This window comes from Paenibacillus sp. B-A-8, from assembly GCF_048572915.1.
GTDB lineage: Bacteria > Bacillota > Bacilli > Paenibacillales > Paenibacillaceae > Paenibacillus_AQ.
In genome coordinates this window covers 3,052,098-3,068,220 of sequence record NZ_CP183882.1, presented here as the reverse complement: position 1 = coordinate 3,068,220, position 16,123 = coordinate 3,052,098, and the positions used below count along the sequence as shown (strand labels likewise).

Genomic DNA, 16,123 nt, shown 5'->3' with positions numbered 1-16,123 from the left:
TTGTGTCGGTGTTATAGTTGAATAGTACACTAATGCAATGTTGATGTAAAGCCCAAAATTATGAATTTCCAAAAAGAAGGGCTTTCTATTAGACTATCTGCCAAACCAAAAATTGAAATGAACATAGATTAGATAGCAAAGGAGGAATGACAAATGAAAAAAGAAGTTCATGTATCTCAGACTTTCCCACGCTTGACCGTGTACGATGAAGAAAACTTTAGAGGAAGCAGCACTATTTTTACCGGGAACCTTGGCATTCGTAATACGGACAACATTTTAGATGGTATCGAGAGTCTTCGACTCTTCTCTACTAGCAGCAATGCAACGTTGGTATTATTCACTAGAACTCGGTTTAGAGGAAACTTCCGCGTTCTCCGTGGAAACCGCAGTATCCGTGATTTGGACGACTTCATTTCCGGCAATGATGTGGAATCTATTATTTCAAGCAATCAAAGATTAACACTCGAACAAATCCGCAATATCCGCAGCAGCGGTAACTTGCCTTCGGGATATCGCTTGATCTAACATTTCCATTCAACAAGAAAGGAGCAATCTGGAGCTAGAGCCCAGGTTACTCCTTTTTCCCAAGTTATCTTCTGAGGTCAAATAGTTAGTGGATTTACCTGCTAAGTCAATCCAACAAGGAGAGATAAAATATGGTAACCATAAAAGCAGCGTCTATAGTCTATCCCAGATTAAGAGTATATAGTGAGGAGAACTTTCGTGGGCTCCGCAGAACCTATCGCGGAAACCTGGGCATTGCAGATATTGATGCAGTCCTTACTGGAATAGAAAGCTTACGCTTTTTCTCCACGAATCCGAACGCTACGCTTGTGCTGTTCGATCGTTCTCGCTTCCGTGATAATTTCGTAATTCTGCGTGGTAACCGCAGCATTCGCGAGCTGGATGACTTTCTCCGTAGAGGAGATGTCGAATCGCTCATTTCAAGCAATCAGCGGCTGACTCCGGCGCAGGTTCGTGCCATACAACGCACTGGTAGCTTGCCTTCAGGATATCGTTTGATCTAATCACTTGAGGATGCAGTTTAAGCTATAAGCTTAAGGTGCGTCCTCAATTATTTTCCGCTATAATGACTCCATACATATTAATAGAAAGAAGGTAACTTTATGGAACCAATTATTTCTACCCGATGGCTGCTTGCTCGGTTATACGAACCTGAACTGGTTATAGTCGATTGCCGTTTTTTACTTACGGATCCGGAAGCTGGGCGTAAAGCCTATACGGAAGATCATATTCCCGGCGCAATCTATTTGCATTTAGAAGAACACCTCTCCGCTCCAGTAAGCGCACACGGTGGACGCCACCCCCTACCAGAAATCTCGAAGCTAACCACCGTTCTTAGCAAGGTTGGCATTAACAGAGAAAGTATTGTTGTAGCTTATGATGATCAAGGCGGTGCCTACGCTTCCCGTCTGTGGTGGATGCTTAAATATTTGGGGCATGAACGTGTGTTTGTAATGGATGAAGGCTACTCTGCTTGGAAAAAAGCATCCTTCCCCGTCAGTGATCATCAAGCGGTTCGTATTCCCAGCCAGTATGAAGCAGATGTTCAGAAGGACATGCTTGTTAGTATGGAAGATGTGCTGAATGTGGTTAACAACGGTGACGGTGGTGCAATGTTGATCGACTCCCGTGAAGCTCGTCGTTATCAAGGGCTTGAAGAACCGATTGATCCGAAGGCAGGTCATATTCCTGGGGCGATCAATAAGTTCTGGAAAGATGTTCTTGATGAGCAAGGACGCTGGAAATCAACTGAGGTGCTGAAAAAGCATTATGAGGGAATTGATCCTGAGCAAGAGATTATCGTGTACTGCGGTTCAGGTGTTAGTGCCTGCCCAAATGTGCTCGCTCTCGGAAAAGCTGGGTTTAGGAATGTGAAATTGTATGCGGGTAGTTGGAGTGACTGGATTTCGTATGAGGAGAACCCAGTGGCTACTGGGGAAGAATAGAATAAAGAATCTGCGGCGCAGATTCTTGTGATTCCCTGGAAAGCAGAGGCCCGATTTACCATACTGGAATTGTGTTCGGTTTTTCACGTACATTTGGCTCGGTTATGGTACTGGTGTCACATTGTGTTCGGTTTTTCGCACACATTTGGTTCGTTTACCTACCGGCGGCACATTGTATTCGGTTTTTCGCATACATTTGGCTCGTTCAGCTTGCCGGCTGCACATTGTGTTCGGTTTTTCGCACACATTTGGTTCGTTTACCTACCGGCGGCACATTGTATTCGGTTTTTCGCATACATTTGGCTCGTTTACCTGCCACCGACACATTGTATTCCGTTTTTCGCATACCTTTGGCTCGTTTATGGTACCGCTAGCACATTGTATTCGGTTTTTCGCATACATTTGGCTCGTTTACCTACCGTCGGCACTGTGTGTTCGGTTTTTCGCATACATTTGGCTCGTTTACCTACCTTCGGCACTTTGTGTTCGGTTTTTCGCATACATTTGGCTCGTTCAGCTTGCCGGCGGCACATTGTATTCGATTTTTCGCATACATTTGGCTCGTTCAGCTTGCCAGCTGCACATTGTGTTCGGTTTTTCGCATACATTTGGTTCGTTTACCTACCGTCGGCACTTTGTGTTCGGTTATTCGCATACATTTGACTCGTTTACCTGCAGGCTGGACATTGTGTTCGGTTTTCCATTCACATTCTCACGATGGCCTTCATCTTCAAACCAATTCCGGACTTTGTAGCGTACCAATATATTCATAGTAAATGATCCGCTGAGATGAACCTCTTGCCACCGGGCGAAATTTACCTTTATCCACCAGCTGACGGCAGTATTTAATGATCGTCATCGTGTGCAATTCCAGCTCTCTTGCGGCATCAGCCGGGCGAAGGACACGATGGTGCCGAATGGCTGCCCGCATCAGATCGCGCTCGATTCTGGAATAGGCTCTTTCAGTCGTTGTCTTCGCAGACTTGTCTGCTAACAAATAAGAAAAGAGAATGTTCCGCAGCGCGGAGAGAATAAAGGATGGATTTTCTTTTAGCTCATCCAGCGAAATATAGAGCACCGTGCAGTCTTGAGACTGTAGAAAAAGCCCGCGGTTCAAGTCCATCCGGTATTTGCTACGATCCGTTCCATGTGAGCCATAGTCCATGATCTCAAATGCAATACGCGAGGCTCCGATCTCCCACAAAATATCCACAAAATAAGATCTGCCGCGCCAGTCCTTAACTTCATATTCTGGGTGCAATCCTTGAAAATGTCCGGCTAGAGGCCACCACACCCTCTCGACAAACAAGCGGTTTCCGTAACCATGACCGCGTTTAAGTGCATCGAGCCGCTCTCCCTTCCTTTGTCTAAGATGATTACATAACCATTCATTATGCTCCCTCTCGAAACCCATTACTTATCCCTCGCTCTGCAACGAAATATGTTTCTAATCATACAAAACCCCGCCTCTATTCCAAAAGGAAAGGAGACGGGGCATTCTTTGCCTCGTTTGGTTTTATATATACATAGTGTGCCACATTATCCATAGAATGCACAATAAGAATTCGGCAGGATCATTCAAAACAATTAATAATTTCACTATTCATACATTTTCATATCGCATATTTCATCTTATCCACCTTCGGGTTTACTTTTCATTTTCATCAGCTGGCCGCCCGAGGGTATTATCGCTGGAGGAGACTGGAGAAGGCCGGATATACGGATATACAACGGTATGCAGTAAGTTAAGTGATTGGGTTTCGGGTTTCGAATGGGGATTACGGTTGCTCTCGAGGAAGATTAGAGTTAAAAGCACGTGCATGATATCTGATTAAACGATTATATGTAAGAGAAGCAACTGTCAGCATACTGGAGTATCCGGCCGCACTTCTGCGAAATGGACCGCTGAGCACTCCCGTTCCATTCTGAGTAGTGCTCACCCTATCTGAGGACGGTTGGTCCGCGTTGGGTTCGACCAGGGTTTTCTGTATAATGGTAAACGTTACGTCGGATGTGATGTTAAACGCACGAAATGCCAAGTAAACAAAGTCCATCTGGCGTTTGAATCCATGAATCGGAAAGGATGAAGTAAATTGAGTTATACGGAAATGCTGGAACGAAAGAGCGAAATCTTGAAGAAAACGGTCGAGAACTGGGTTTTGAAAGAAAATCGCGACGGACTGAACCTTCAAGAGGCTCATATTTACCAGAACATACTCAAGGAATTTCATCAGAACGAACATGAATTGAATGGGGTACGAGATGAGGAAGCAGTTAAGCGTCAGGACAACGGATCCACGGAAAAAGAAGACACTGTAACAGCTCGCAAACATGAGGCGCAAACGGCTTGATCTCAGAGGACGTACGCGTAAGAATATGAGAGGCTGCCCGGGAATTTTGGGCAGCTTTTTACGTACAATCCGTTCGCCGCCGGCCTCCGAAGCAAACGCTCTAAAATCTAGACGTTCGTATAATTCAGCAACCTGAGGATATCGCTCTATGACGCTAACATTGTCTGTGCCAAGTAAACCATTGGAGTACAGAGACAGCTCCTGTGCGTCACGACTGCCCAAATGTGCTGCCGGCACTGGAGTTGGCCCTATACCTTACACTGGAGTTTCTCAGATGGGTTCGAAATCAACAGCAGTTTGTACTGTTAAGGTAACAGTTCAGCACATACTTATCTATTCTAGTAGGTATTTTCGCCTGATGAAACTACCAGCCTTCTGGACAATCCTTCCTCTTGTTGTATATAGTGTATAACGGAAGTGGCACTTAGTGAGCAAGGTACTAGGAGGAGAAATACGAAATGGCAAATATATTGGTAGTAGAAGATGAACGAGCGATCAATGATTTAATTACAATGAATCTCAAGCTGGTTGGTCATACATATAGCAAGGCTTACCGTGGACCGGAGGTTTTCGAAATTCTGGAACGTGAAAAGACAGATTTGATTCTGCTGGATGTTATGCTTCCGGAGCTGGATGGTTTTGAGGTGATGCAACGGATTGCACATATGCAGGTTCCAGTGATTTTGATCACCGCCAAGAATTCTTTGGCTGACCGCATTAAAGGCTTCGAGCTGGGCGCGGATGATTATATCATTAAACCTTTTGAAATCCTTGAATTGCTGGCAAGAATCAATGTAGTCCTGCGCAGGGGTGAAAAAGGCACATCCAGCTTCATTTGCGATAATGTTGAGGTGCGTTACCTGGAACGGCAAGTTTTAGTAGATCAGACACCGGTTGATTTGACCGTTAGGGAATTCGAGCTGCTTGAGGTATTAATTCGTAACCGGAATATTGCATTGTCGAGAGAAAAGCTGCTGGAATTGGCATGGGGCTATGATTTTGAAGGCGACACCCGCACCGTGGATGTCCACATCCGTCAGCTACGTAAAAAGTTGGGTTGGGAAGAACGGATCAAAACCATTTTCAAGCTAGGCTACCGCCTGGAAGTTCAGAGCTGATCATGAGATTCTGGCATAAGATTCTGCTGTCGGTACTCGCTCTCTTTATTGCCGCTCTGGATGTAAGTGTCATTATGGTGATGAAAAAAAGCTGGCAGCTAAACATGGACAGTGAAATGCAGAGAGCATCCAGTGAACAATTGTTAATCGCCAACAATATTTATGAGAACCTTAATTCTATCCAAGCGCGGGGAACAGCATTGACCCCTATTCTACTAGTCAGCGTCTCTGAGTCCTATGGCGATTACTACCGTAAGCAGGGAATCTATTTGCAGCTATGGGAGAATGACCGAATCATTTACCCTCCCCAAAAAGGACAGTTCGGGAAATCTATTTTTGGAAAAGGCGCTCAGCCTGAATCCTCAGACGAACGCTCTATTCAGCTCTCCACTCAGCTTCCTGCTCCTTACCAGCATTTGCTGCTTGTCTATCAGCGTGATATCAGCGAGCTCTTCAACAAGCAACAGGAACTGAACCGCTTTTTTATAATGATTAATTGGATCGTGGGCCCCGTTCTGCTGCTGCTTCTTTATCTTCTAATCCGGCATCTAAGCAAACCGCTAAAGCTCCTGTCAGAGACCAGTAAAACGATCGCCGAAGGCGACTATACGAAACGGGTGCAGCTTCGCAGCAAAGATGAATTTGGTGAGCTGGCCCTGAACTTCAACCGGATGGCGGAGGCCGTGGAGCAGAGGGTTACCGAACTCTCGGACATGGCTGAAGAGAAACAAAGGATGGTGGATAATTTGGCTCACGAGTTGCGTACGCCTCTGACCAGCATGCAGGGGTTCGCCGAGTTTCTGACCACGGCCAATATTGGACAGGAAGAACAAAAAACTGCGGGTGGCTATATTCTTAGTGAAACCCTTCGTCTCAAAAATCTGGCCTTCAAGTTGCTGGATTTATCTGTCCTCCGACATCAACCGTTGGCACTTCAGCAGGTGGATATTTCAGAACTATTTCAAGCTATCCAACAGACGGAGCACCCAAAATTGACGGATGCTGGCATAAGATTTCATATCCAACATACGATTTCAAATGTCTGGGGAGATCCCGATTTACTTGCTTCATTATTGGTAAATCTGGTTGAGAATGCGATTCACGCCTCCAAACAAGGCAGCGAAATCCACATGCTGGCCTATGAGCTGGATGGAAAAGCTGTGCTAGAAATCCGTGATACGGGAACCGGAATCACAACAGAGATGGCTAAACGTGTGTTTGAACCGTTCTACCGGGGAGATCAGGCTCGTTCACGTGAATATGGCGGCGCAGGCCTAGGATTATCCCTATGTCGGCAAATTGCTGAAGCGCATAATGCTAGACTGTCCTTAAACTCTGTCCTCGGCGAGGGAACTAGCATCAGACTCTTTTTACAACTCTATAACAACTGCCCTCCTACTCCATAACATCCTTGGATTAAGGTTAGGAAGATTCATCATCATCCGATCCCAATGGAGGTTAAGTTAAATGAAGAACAACAAGATTTCCGCTACACTCGCTGTACTCTTGGTCTCAGGAAGCGTGCTGGCGGTAAGCGCAATGATTGTCCCAGGATTTGTGAATACCACAGTCGCCAAGAGCATTTCTGCAGTACAAGCCCCGGGCAATCCAACCTTGACTAGCAGCAAGGCATCCGTACTAAAAGTGGAAGCAGAAAAAGCAAAAACTACGTTATCCGACCTGAACAAAGAGCTGCAGCAGTTGATGACTCAAGAAGAATTGCAGCAAATTTATGATTTTGCGGACAAGACTGATAATGAGATCACCGAGAGCAGGCCGATGACCGAGGATGAAATGAACCGGAGGCTGATATTGCAAGACCAGTATTTGTATGACGGTCTCCGTCCCAAGCAGCCACTTCCGCTAAAGCCGGGACAAGCAGAGCATTATTGGGACTTGGACAAAAACAGGATCGTTTATCCAAATCGAACATTGACTGACGAGGAACTCTTAGAAACTACTGACTGGTACTACCGGATGGACTATGCCATGTCCAAACGGAACATTGTAACTCCGCTGGATTCCAAAGATTTGAGTCAGACCGATGCCGTCGCCCTTGCCACTACAAGTGTAAAGAAGCTATTTGGTGCTGACGTCTCCAAACTGGAAGTATACGCCAATTTAAACGAAATATTATTGTTTAGTAGAAAATCCTGGATGATTACATTCGCTCCTTATAAAGCTGACACCTTAAGAGCACAGGGTAAGGAATTCTGGCAATATACCGTAATCGTTGATTATCCTACCCGGACGGTAATGGATACGACTGCCGCTAATTTCACTCTGAAAAGAACCCCGATTAGTGATGAAGCTGCCATCGCTGTCCAAAAGGATGCCACCTGGATTAACGAGGCTACAAAAATAATTACAGACAGACAAGGTGAAACCCGAAAAATCGCCATGGCTTCCCTGACAGACACTGACGTAAATAATAAGCGCGGCATGGTAGCGGTCAAAATGTTGCTCGAAGACGGCAGCAGTTATACTGCAGAGTTACGCTACCCAGATCAGACTCTTCGGTGCCTCATCTATGAAGAAGCAGAAGCTGCCAAATAGCATCATTCTGGCGGTTCATCTCGTAAGAGGGGTACTGTGGTTCAGGTGTTAGTGCCTGCCCGAATATGCTCGCGCTCGGAAAAGCTGGGTATAGGAATGTGAAGTTGTACGCGGGTAGTTGGAGTGATTGGATTTCGTATGAGGAGAATCCGGTGGCTACTGGGAAAGACTAAATACGAAGAGCCCGCGTCCTGCACGGGCTCTTCGTGCTGGGATTGTACCTTTGTTGGATTAGTACAGTGTAATGGGAATATTTCCAATAGCTCAGGATTCTACATCGTCGAAAGTATAGCTACTGTTACTCGGCCAGATGTACGAGTGACTTAGACTTTGCCGATCCCTAAGACGGACGAGTAGGAGTCGTACGGCTTGTTACCGCATGTCGATGTAAGCTGAAAAGGCGAGGCTCTTTCTCCCCTTTCCATGGGTATTCATGCACTTCGACTTCTAATTCAGATCTGAGGTAAGAGGTACAAAACTTTCAGATTCTTAGCAAAGTCCCCTTTTTGTATTATGAGATTTAAAGGTGCCCCTAAATGTTTGAACCCATTACAAAATCCATGATTTTTTAATAAATTCACTCAATCAACAAAGAGCTAACTTCAATTTATGTCGGTTATCATTCTTAATAATTTGCATGGTGATCGCAGCGAAAGTCAGACGTTTGTCTGTTGTTATTGTCTTTGGCTTATGAATCACCCCTCTCAAAATGGGTACAAAAAAGCCGCCAAAGGATGGCGGCAACAAACCTATACATAAAATAAGATTTTAAAATCTAAAAATCCAAACGGACAAGATATAGATAAATTTATTTAGGGCATCATTGCTTCGTTTAGACCTTTCGGTGTATCCCGATCAAGAGATAGGACAATTCGGTAATAGCTCATTGTCCGAACACAACGGCATCGATGTTAAACGTCGGTTCAGGCGCTAGTATTGGTTCTTGTGTTGGTTCTTCTGTTGGCTCTTGTGTTGGCTCTTGTGTTGGTTCTTCTGTTGGCTCTTGTGTTGGTCCTTGTGTTGGTTCTTGTGTTGGTGCTGGTGTTGGTGTTGGTTCTGGTGTTGGTTCTGGTGTTGGTTCTGGTGTTGGTGTTGGTGTTGGTGTTGGTGTTGGTGTTGGTGTTGGTGTTGGTGTTGGTGTTGGTGTTGGTGTTGGTGTTGGTGTTGGTGTTGGTGTTGGTGTTGGTGTTGGTGTTGGTGTTGGTGTTGGTGTTGGTGTTGGTGTTGGTGTTGGTGTTGGTGTTGGTGTTGGTGTTGATGTTGGTGTTGGTGTTGCTGTTGGTGTTGGTGTTGGTGTTGTCAGCGCTACATACTGTTGTTTGGCTTCATACGCTCCTGTAAGGAGCAGATCGCGCGTTGCATTCGTTTTTCCACCGAAAGTTCCATTGGTACCTGCAGGTAACAATTTTAATAATAATGCCTCTGCGACATAACCTTGCGCCCAATTGGATACCGTTACATCGGTTCCTGTTAGGGCTTTTGCCTCTGTATCTTTTCCTAACATTCTAACCAAGAATGTAGCTAATTGTTCTTTTGTCACCTTGCCGGCCGGATCGAATATACCCTCTCCATAGCCATCTGTAATTCCGGATTTTTTAAGTGCTTCTATGTAAGGTAGTGCATATCCATTGGCGGCGTCATCAGCTTTAACATCTGAGAAACTGGACGTCTTCAACGAAGTCTCGACTTTAAGACCCGTGATCAACGCGGCAACCTTGGCAAACTGTGCACGGTTCATTTCATCTTTTATCCCGAATGTCGTATCGGTTACGCCGTCAAATATACCTGCCGAAATCATGGCATCGAATTTGGCTTTCGTCGCAGCATCCAGATCCTTTAGGTCAGTAAAATCGGCAGAGGTCTTCACCGCCGTTTGCGCAAGGCTAATAGAACTGTTTAAACATAGGATTAAAGCGATCGCAGTACTTACAATTTTCTTCATTTCTTCTACCACTCCCTTTTTTGGACTTATTAGACTCTTAATTCATAATTGCATAATATACCAGAAAAAAGTTTAAATAAAGAAGAAAAAAATTAAACAATAAAAAAATTCATTTTATCTACATTAAAAGGATAAATCAGTATACACTTAATCTTTTTAGAAAATAAATGGTTTCTCTTCAACTTGGCTTGCAGCAAGTCCTTCCCGAACATGTACTCTTTATTGTTCAGTCTGCTTAGCTCATATAAATGCATCGAAACGCCGGGTATCAGAGATTGTGCCTGCCAAAACGAAGCTTCATTTGCCTTGCATGCTCACTATGCACGAAGTTTACTAGATCAGATTTTTACAACTTTCTTCCCCCGCCTGCGGTTGAACATCGTTAGTACCGAAGCATCCATTAGTTGCAGCAAAATCCCAAATGATTCGAAGCCGATTATAAGGCTCGACATGTGTCACGGTCAGAATGAGACCCCCGACAAGAAGACCGGGTACAAAAAAGTTCGACTGTACGCAGGAAGCTGGAGTGATTGGATTTCGTATATCAGGAATCCGATAGCCATTGGTTAAGAATAAACATGAAGAGTCTGCGCTTGGCGCAGGCTTTTTGTGTTTAAGTTATGGTGTATATGCGCATTTTGGGTTATATCCTGCTGGTCCGTCCCTGCTCGAACAGCTCCTGCTACAATTTCCATGGTGGATGCATTGCCCATGAACCGAATCTCCTGACTCCAATTGGTTCACTATAGACAGCTCATCGCCAAAACTTCAAATCTATCGTATTATGGACAGGCGGTTATTCCCTCAGATTACAGAAAGGAAATACTTCTGATGATTCTCTACATTCACCGCAAGGATCTGCGGACTAGCGATCTTCCGGTCTTTGAGGCTATACGTTCTTCTGGCTCTCGCAGCCTTCATCTGTTGATTTTGGAGCCTTTTCTACTGCGAAAACAACGCTATCTTGAGCATAGCGGGGTAAACTTTCTGACGCAGGTCTCAAGACTTCAGCAGGAATACGCCACTGAGGACAAGCAGCTACATATTCTTTATGGCGAGCCTGATATTATTGTCAAGAGGCTGAGCGAAACCTACCCAATACAGGAATTGATGGTCCATGCCGATTACACCCCTTATGCATTAAAAAGAGACATGAGCCTGCGTGATACATCGGCTGCACTCGGCATCCGTTTCAAAATTTTTCACGACAGCATGCTCTGTGATCTGGAAGATTTCATGGATTGGTGCGGGCGTCGAGAGCCCTTCAAGGTATTCACACCGTTCTACCGCCGCTGGCGCAGCTACTTGGCAGAGCGCTTTCATCCGCCTTATTCTTCGACCTTGGCTGATCTGTCAACGGCTACACTGGACGACAAGATTGCCGAAGATTTCAAGATTCCTGAGGAGATTAAACTTCAGTTTGAAAAGCTAGTGCCTTCAAGAAAGAAGATGGATGTAAACGATACTCTTGAGCAATTTATAGACTTGCATTTACGGGATTATCACGTGAACCGTGACAGGTATGCACAGGAGGGCACCAGCCAGATCAGCCGGTACCTCAATACGGGTACCATTTCAGCACGTACTGTGTATACTCGGCTGGCGGAAGAAGAAACCGGCGGGGAAGAATGGCTGCGACAGCTGGCCTGGCGGGATTTCTATCTGTATCAAGCCCGGCTCGATGCTGATTTCTTCAGCTATGAGAAGGTGTATGATTTGAGCATGCTGGGTACGAAATACTTTGAGGCTTGGTCTTCGGGCAGAACAGGCATTCCTGTAATCGATGCCGCCATGACCCAACTGAACACAACCGGATGGATGCCGAACCGGCTGCGAATGATTACCGCAATGTTTCTCACCAAAAATCTGGGCTGTCCATTTATTTACGGAGAGCGTTACTTCAGGCTGAAGCTGGGCGATTATGATAATGCGCTGAACCGTGGCGGCTGGCTGTGGAGCTCCTCGCTCGGATTCGATGCCTCCCCTTACTTCAGGATCATGAATCCGGTAACCCAGTCCCAGACTCATGACCCGAGCGGAGATTATATACGCACCTGGCTGCCGGAGCTGGCAGTTTTGTCCGATAAAGCTATCCATCTGCCTAGACCATATGCCATCGTTGATCTTAAGCAGTCACGGGCGCTGGCGATTGAGGTGTATAAAGAAATCCTGAACAGCAAGGGAGCGGCGGTTCATCCTAATCACGGAAATGAGCTATAGCCTGCATGCGCTTCCCTGCTCTTCTTGCAATATCACTAGAATTTCTGCTGTTCCTGCAGACAGCTGGACTAAATCTACGGACAGCAGTTTTGTCTGTTCATGAAGTACCCGGGATTCATCGGTACCCTCCAGATAACGGGTGACAAAATGAAGAAAGACATCGATTTTTCTCAGCAGCATCAACACTGGAATCGCGTTAATTTCGGCTGGGGTGAGGCGGATACTACGGCTGAAGCCCCGGCAAAAATCACGAATCATCTTCTTCTCCTCCGCATGCCCAAGCAGTCCGGATAGAATAACCGCTAACTCCATGACCCGCAAATCATATGTACAGAACTCAAAATCAAGCAGCGAGGATACCTGCCCCAGGTCTTTTATATTTACCAAAAGATTAGAGGCATTCAAGTCACCGTGTACCAGTTGGTGAGGCAGTCCCTCCAGTTCAGTCAGCGAACCTGTAATATTTCTATAAGCTCTGTAGAGCATCACTAGCTCAGCCCCCAGATCCTTAAAAGGTTCCGGCGGACTCAGGCACAGTTCCCGGATGACCTCTGTACTGCATAACGGATAGGACGACCGCAATTCATAATATGGCCGGTACACCGGAGTAAGGCCGGGATCAATAGCTGACAGCACTTCAGATAAAACACCCGTTACCTCTCCAAAGGATTCTAGGTAAGAAACCTCTTCCTCCACAGGTGATTCTCCATCAATATATCGGAACAAGCAAGCGAATTTACCATTCTCCCCTAACTGAATCATAGTTTCACCGGTAGTTGTTAGAATAGGAACAGGTACTTTGAAAGGTAAAGCTCGTGTTCCAAGTTGCTGAAGCACAGCATGCTCGAATTCAATCTTGTTTCTGTCCTTATGTGTATCATATATGCGAAGGACTGCACATTTACCGCTATTTTCCACAAAATAAGTGGTGTTGTTCCACCCCCCGCTCCGCTTCCGCAGCGTTCCGCTCCATTCCGGCCAGGCTTGACTTACTATAGCTTCCATATCGTATGCCTCCTCTCATCTGTCTATCAACTCATAGGCAATTGTAAAAGCAGCTTATGCGTGTGTCAAATCCCCTAACTCGGATTCAGGAGCCTGCATGTACCTCTTGTACTTTACCTCTATAATGATGCTATTCATATCTCAGTGCAACGGATGGGATTGAATAGGAGCTACCGTTTCCAAACGCTGGCTGCCGGCAAGGTTATATGAACCGGAGCAGAGCATAGTGGAGTTACCGGTTTACGCTTGGTAAACCTGAGGCTGGCGTTATGCCTACAGACTAGAGCATATTCCGGAGGTTGAGATTATCGTATATTGTGGTTCAGGTGTAAGTACTTGCCATAATGTTAATGTGCTAGCGCTAGGAAAAGCCATATATAAGAATGTGAAGTAGTATACGGGACTGGTTGATGAGTAAGATCCCTATTCAGTCTTTTTAGGTTCTTTATTCAACAATCTACAATCAAGAACTCGCAAAAAATAGATCACAGAGTACCTAGAGGTATCCACCCGATAGCAACCGATTTACGTTTTGATAGTCTCTTTCATTTGCCAAAATTGCTTTTAATAGAACATTTTGGTAGATTGAATCCAGGAACTTGTTAAGCGACTGATCAGCGCAAATATTGTGCAAAACTAAGCGTATTGCTATCGAGGGGAGATCAGATTTCTATGAATATAGCCGTCAAATTGATGCAAAAATTCAAAGACCGCGATACCCAGAATAAGCTGAAAGTTTATCAGGACAAAGTGGAGCTCATCAGAAAACGGAATATGGAAGCATGGGACGATGGGAAGCTTCAAGCGGAATCCCTCCGGCTACAAAAAGAAGCAAAATCAGGTACACCTTTGGATGAGCTGCTTATCGCTGCTTATGCGTTAGTATGTGAGGCAGCGAAGAGAAAGCTTGGATTAAATCCTTACGATGTCCAGATCATGGCTGCCATCGCTCTGCACGAGAGATTCTTGATCGAGCAGCATACCGGTGAAGGAAAAACACTTTCTGCTGTTATGCCTGCATATCTAAATGCACTGACTGGCAAAGGTATTCATGTGCTGACTTTTAACGATTATTTAGCCAAGCGCGATGCGGAATGGATGGGCCCGATCTATCGTTTCCTCGGATTAACGGTAAACTCGGTTCAAGCGGGTATGAGCCTGTCCGAGAAACAGGAAGCATACGCCAAGGATATAACCTATGTTACGGCAAAAGAAGCGGGATTCGATTACTTACGCGATACAATTGCACTAAACGAAGCCGATACCGTGCATCGTCCTTTCCACTACGTCATCGTGGACGAAGCGGATTCGCTGCTTCTCGACGAAGCACGGGTGCCGCTGGTCATCAGCGGAGATATGCCCTCTTCCAGGAGCGACGGCTTTCGTTTCGCAGAAGTGGCTCGGCAGCTTAATAGAGATGAACATTACGACTTCGACGAGTTCCAGCGGAACGTTTACTTAAATGAAACAGGCGCTGCGCATGCGGAATTGATGCTGGGATGCGGCAATTTATACGATAGCCATAACAGTCATTTGCTGACTTCTTTAAATTGCGCGCTGCATGCGGAATCGTTATTAAAGAAAGACATAGATTACATCGTCCGGGACGGAAAAATCGAGCTGATCGAAGAGTATACCGGCCGGGTGGCGGAGAACCGGTATTTGCCGGACGGGCTGCAAGCCGCGCTTACGGCAAAAGAAGGGCTGTACTCCATAGCCGGCGGGAAAATTCTCGGGACGATCACCATTCAACACTTCATTAGCCTGTATCCGCAGATTTGCGGAATGACGGCTACCGCTCATGCTTCCGCAATGGACTTCGAAGATATTTATGCGCTCCAGGTGCTGCAAATTCCACCGAACCGGCCAAACATTCGAATCGACCATCTGCACCGGATTTACACCCATAAAGATGCCAAGCTTAAGGCACTTGTACAAGAAATCTCATCCGTCCATAGGACGGGACGTCCAATTCTCATTGGTACGTCAAGTGTCGAGGAGTCTGCCATGCTGGCCGAGGCGCTAGCGGTTGCAGGCGTATCTTGCCATGTTCTAAATGCGAAAAACGACGCAGAAGAAGCCGACATCATCGCCAAAGCGGGAGAAATCGGTGCAGTGACTGTGTCTACGAATATGGCGGGACGCGGGGTCGACATCCGGCTCGGCGGCGGCGACCCTGCGCAAGCAGAGGTAATCGCCAAGCTGGGCGGGTTGTACGTAATTGCCACCCATGTGAACGAAAGCGTACGGATCGACGACCAGTTGCGCGGGCGTTCCGGTCGCCAAGGCGACCCGGGAGCTTCCGTTTTTTATGTAAGCTTGGAGGACGAGTTACTGCTTCGCTTCGGCATCCATAAAGCAGTTCGCGCTCCCAGGCAGGATGAGGCTCTTGAAGAGACGGGGCTCAGCAGCAAGATCACAAGTACTCAGCGTATTGTTATGGGCCAAAACTTCGATATCCACAAGGAACTGAACTGTTATTCGGATATGGTGGAGGATCAGAGGCGAATTCTATACGCGGAGCGGCTCCGAATTTTGAAAGGCGAGCAGCCGTTGAGCCCAGCGGAGCAGAGGGTACGGCTTTTTTATATCGACGAATTCTGGGCTGACCATCTTGCATACGTTTCTTATCTTCGCGAAGGCATTCACTTGGAGAGCCTTGCCAGCCGCAATCCAATCGACGAATTTCATGCGCAAATCACTGAAGCCTACGAGCAAATTACTTCTAAAATAGATATCGCGTCGGAAAATATGCTTGAAAAGCTCGGAGGTTCGAATGATCCGGCAGAGTGGGAAAAGTTCGGCCTGAAAAGCCCTGCTTCCACCCGGACTTATATTATCAACGATCAATACCTGCAGAATAAGCGAACCTCATGGACCGGAACTACCGTATTTGCTTATTGGCTTCGCACGGTTGCGAGGCCGATATTCAAGCTGTCAAAATATTGATGCAACGAAGAG

Annotated in this window: 13 protein-coding genes and 2 pseudogenes; 11 read left to right on the top strand and 4 right to left on the bottom strand. The window is 46.1% G+C overall.

Annotation, left to right across the window (positions count from 1 at the left end):
* Window positions 1–153: 153 nt before the first annotated feature.
* From ACN6MV_RS13340 to ACN6MV_RS13330, 3 genes are all read left to right on the top strand, one after another.
* Entirely contained in the window at window positions 154–525 is a 372-nt protein-coding gene (locus tag ACN6MV_RS13340) for a hypothetical protein (RefSeq protein WP_419886521.1), read from the top strand.
* Window positions 526–656: 131 nt separating this feature from the next.
* Window positions 657–1,028, top strand: coding sequence for a hypothetical protein (locus ACN6MV_RS13335; RefSeq protein ID WP_042127171.1), 372 nt, complete (start codon window positions 657–659; stop codon window positions 1,026–1,028).
* 99 nt (window positions 1,029–1,127) lie between these two features.
* Entirely contained in the window at window positions 1,128–1,970 is an 843-nt protein-coding gene (locus tag ACN6MV_RS13330; RefSeq protein ID WP_419886520.1) for a sulfurtransferase, read from the top strand.
* A 730-nt stretch (window positions 1,971–2,700) separates the two neighbouring features.
* On the opposite strand, the gene ACN6MV_RS13325 is transcribed toward ACN6MV_RS13330, so the two are convergent.
* Window positions 2,701–3,384, bottom strand: a complete 684-nt coding sequence (locus tag ACN6MV_RS13325; RefSeq protein ID WP_339290801.1) for a hypothetical protein — start codon at window positions 3,382–3,384, stop codon at window positions 2,701–2,703.
* 679 nt (window positions 3,385–4,063) lie between these two features.
* Between ACN6MV_RS13325 and ACN6MV_RS13320 the strand changes: the two genes are divergently transcribed.
* The 5 genes and pseudogenes from ACN6MV_RS13320 to ACN6MV_RS13300 form a co-directional block, all read left to right on the top strand.
* Window positions 4,064–4,321 carry a hypothetical protein gene (locus ACN6MV_RS13320; protein ID WP_419886519.1) on the top strand — a complete coding sequence of 86 codons (258 nt, stop codon included), beginning with the start codon at window positions 4,064–4,066 and terminating at the stop codon, window positions 4,319–4,321.
* A 458-nt stretch (window positions 4,322–4,779) separates the two neighbouring features.
* Window positions 4,780–5,439: a response regulator transcription factor gene (locus ACN6MV_RS13315; protein WP_234532949.1), complete on the top strand. Its 660-nt coding sequence runs from the start codon at window positions 4,780–4,782 to the stop codon at window positions 5,437–5,439.
* A gap of 2 nt (window positions 5,440–5,441) precedes the next feature.
* Window positions 5,442–6,845: an ATP-binding protein gene (locus tag ACN6MV_RS13310; RefSeq protein ID WP_419886518.1), complete on the top strand. Its 1,404-nt coding sequence runs from the start codon at window positions 5,442–5,444 to the stop codon at window positions 6,843–6,845.
* 61 nt (window positions 6,846–6,906) lie between these two features.
* Window positions 6,907–7,995, top strand: coding sequence for a hypothetical protein (locus tag ACN6MV_RS13305; RefSeq protein WP_419886517.1), 1,089 nt, complete (start codon window positions 6,907–6,909; stop codon window positions 7,993–7,995).
* Between the two features lie 32 nt (window positions 7,996–8,027).
* A pseudogene (locus ACN6MV_RS13300) lies at window positions 8,028–8,168 on the top strand (sulfurtransferase); the annotation flags it as partial.
* Window positions 8,169–8,878: 710 nt separating this feature from the next.
* On the opposite strand, the gene ACN6MV_RS13295 reads toward ACN6MV_RS13300, so the two are convergent.
* Window positions 8,879–9,937, bottom strand: coding sequence for an S-layer homology domain-containing protein (locus tag ACN6MV_RS13295; RefSeq protein WP_419886516.1), 1,059 nt, complete (start codon window positions 9,935–9,937; stop codon window positions 8,879–8,881).
* A gap of 480 nt (window positions 9,938–10,417) precedes the next feature.
* Between ACN6MV_RS13295 and ACN6MV_RS13290 the strand changes: the two are divergent.
* A pseudogene (locus ACN6MV_RS13290) lies at window positions 10,418–10,507 on the top strand (sulfurtransferase); the annotation flags it as partial.
* Here the strand turns inward: ACN6MV_RS13290 and ACN6MV_RS13285 are convergent.
* Window positions 10,504–10,650 carry a hypothetical protein gene (locus ACN6MV_RS13285; protein WP_156114792.1) on the bottom strand — a complete coding sequence of 49 codons (147 nt, stop codon included), beginning with the start codon at window positions 10,648–10,650 and terminating at the stop codon, window positions 10,504–10,506. The pseudogene ACN6MV_RS13290 and the gene ACN6MV_RS13285 overlap by 4 nt on opposite strands.
* 118 nt (window positions 10,651–10,768) lie before the next feature.
* On the opposite strand from ACN6MV_RS13285, the gene ACN6MV_RS13280 reads away from it, so the two are divergent.
* Entirely contained in the window at window positions 10,769–12,157 is a 1,389-nt protein-coding gene (locus tag ACN6MV_RS13280; RefSeq protein ID WP_419886515.1) for a cryptochrome/photolyase family protein, read from the top strand.
* Here the strand turns inward: ACN6MV_RS13280 and ACN6MV_RS13275 are convergent.
* The gene (locus tag ACN6MV_RS13275; RefSeq protein WP_419886514.1) at window positions 12,152–13,162 is read right to left on the bottom strand and encodes a phosphotransferase enzyme family protein; all 1,011 of its coding nucleotides are present in this window, start codon (window positions 13,160–13,162) and stop codon (window positions 12,152–12,154) included. The two genes, ACN6MV_RS13280 and ACN6MV_RS13275, sit on opposite strands and share 6 nt — an antisense overlap.
* A 672-nt stretch (window positions 13,163–13,834) precedes the next feature.
* Between ACN6MV_RS13275 and ACN6MV_RS13270 the strand changes: the two genes are divergently transcribed.
* Window positions 13,835–16,111 carry a DEAD/DEAH box helicase gene (locus ACN6MV_RS13270; protein WP_419886754.1) on the top strand — a complete coding sequence of 759 codons (2,277 nt, stop codon included), beginning with the start codon at window positions 13,835–13,837 and terminating at the stop codon, window positions 16,109–16,111.
* Window positions 16,112–16,123 lie beyond the last annotated feature (12 nt).

Bases quoted from the DNA above. Each gene is read 5' to 3' on its own strand.
- ACN6MV_RS13325 (WP_339290801.1), bottom strand. From the start codon at position 3,384: ATGGGTTTCGAGAGGGAGCATAATGAATGGTTATGTAATCATCTTAGA.
- ACN6MV_RS13305 (WP_419886517.1), top strand. From the start codon at position 6,907: ATGAAGAACAACAAGATTTCCGCTACACTCGCTGTACTCTTGGTCTCA.
- ACN6MV_RS13310 (WP_419886518.1), top strand. From the start codon at position 5,442: ATGAGATTCTGGCATAAGATTCTGCTGTCGGTACTCGCTCTCTTTATT.
- ACN6MV_RS13270 (WP_419886754.1), top strand. From the start codon at position 13,835: ATGAATATAGCCGTCAAATTGATGCAAAAATTCAAAGACCGCGATACC.
- ACN6MV_RS13315 (WP_234532949.1), top strand. From the start codon at position 4,780: ATGGCAAATATATTGGTAGTAGAAGATGAACGAGCGATCAATGATTTA.
- ACN6MV_RS13275 (WP_419886514.1), bottom strand. From the start codon at position 13,162: ATGGAAGCTATAGTAAGTCAAGCCTGGCCGGAATGGAGCGGAACGCTG.
- ACN6MV_RS13280 (WP_419886515.1), top strand. From the start codon at position 10,769: ATGATTCTCTACATTCACCGCAAGGATCTGCGGACTAGCGATCTTCCG.
- ACN6MV_RS13335 (WP_042127171.1), top strand. From the start codon at position 657: ATGGTAACCATAAAAGCAGCGTCTATAGTCTATCCCAGATTAAGAGTA.
- ACN6MV_RS13285 (WP_156114792.1), bottom strand. From the start codon at position 10,650: ATGGGCAATGCATCCACCATGGAAATTGTAGCAGGAGCTGTTCGAGCA.
- ACN6MV_RS13340 (WP_419886521.1), top strand. From the start codon at position 154: ATGAAAAAAGAAGTTCATGTATCTCAGACTTTCCCACGCTTGACCGTG.
- ACN6MV_RS13295 (WP_419886516.1), bottom strand. From the start codon at position 9,937: ATGAAGAAAATTGTAAGTACTGCGATCGCTTTAATCCTATGTTTAAAC.
- ACN6MV_RS13330 (WP_419886520.1), top strand. From the start codon at position 1,128: ATGGAACCAATTATTTCTACCCGATGGCTGCTTGCTCGGTTATACGAA.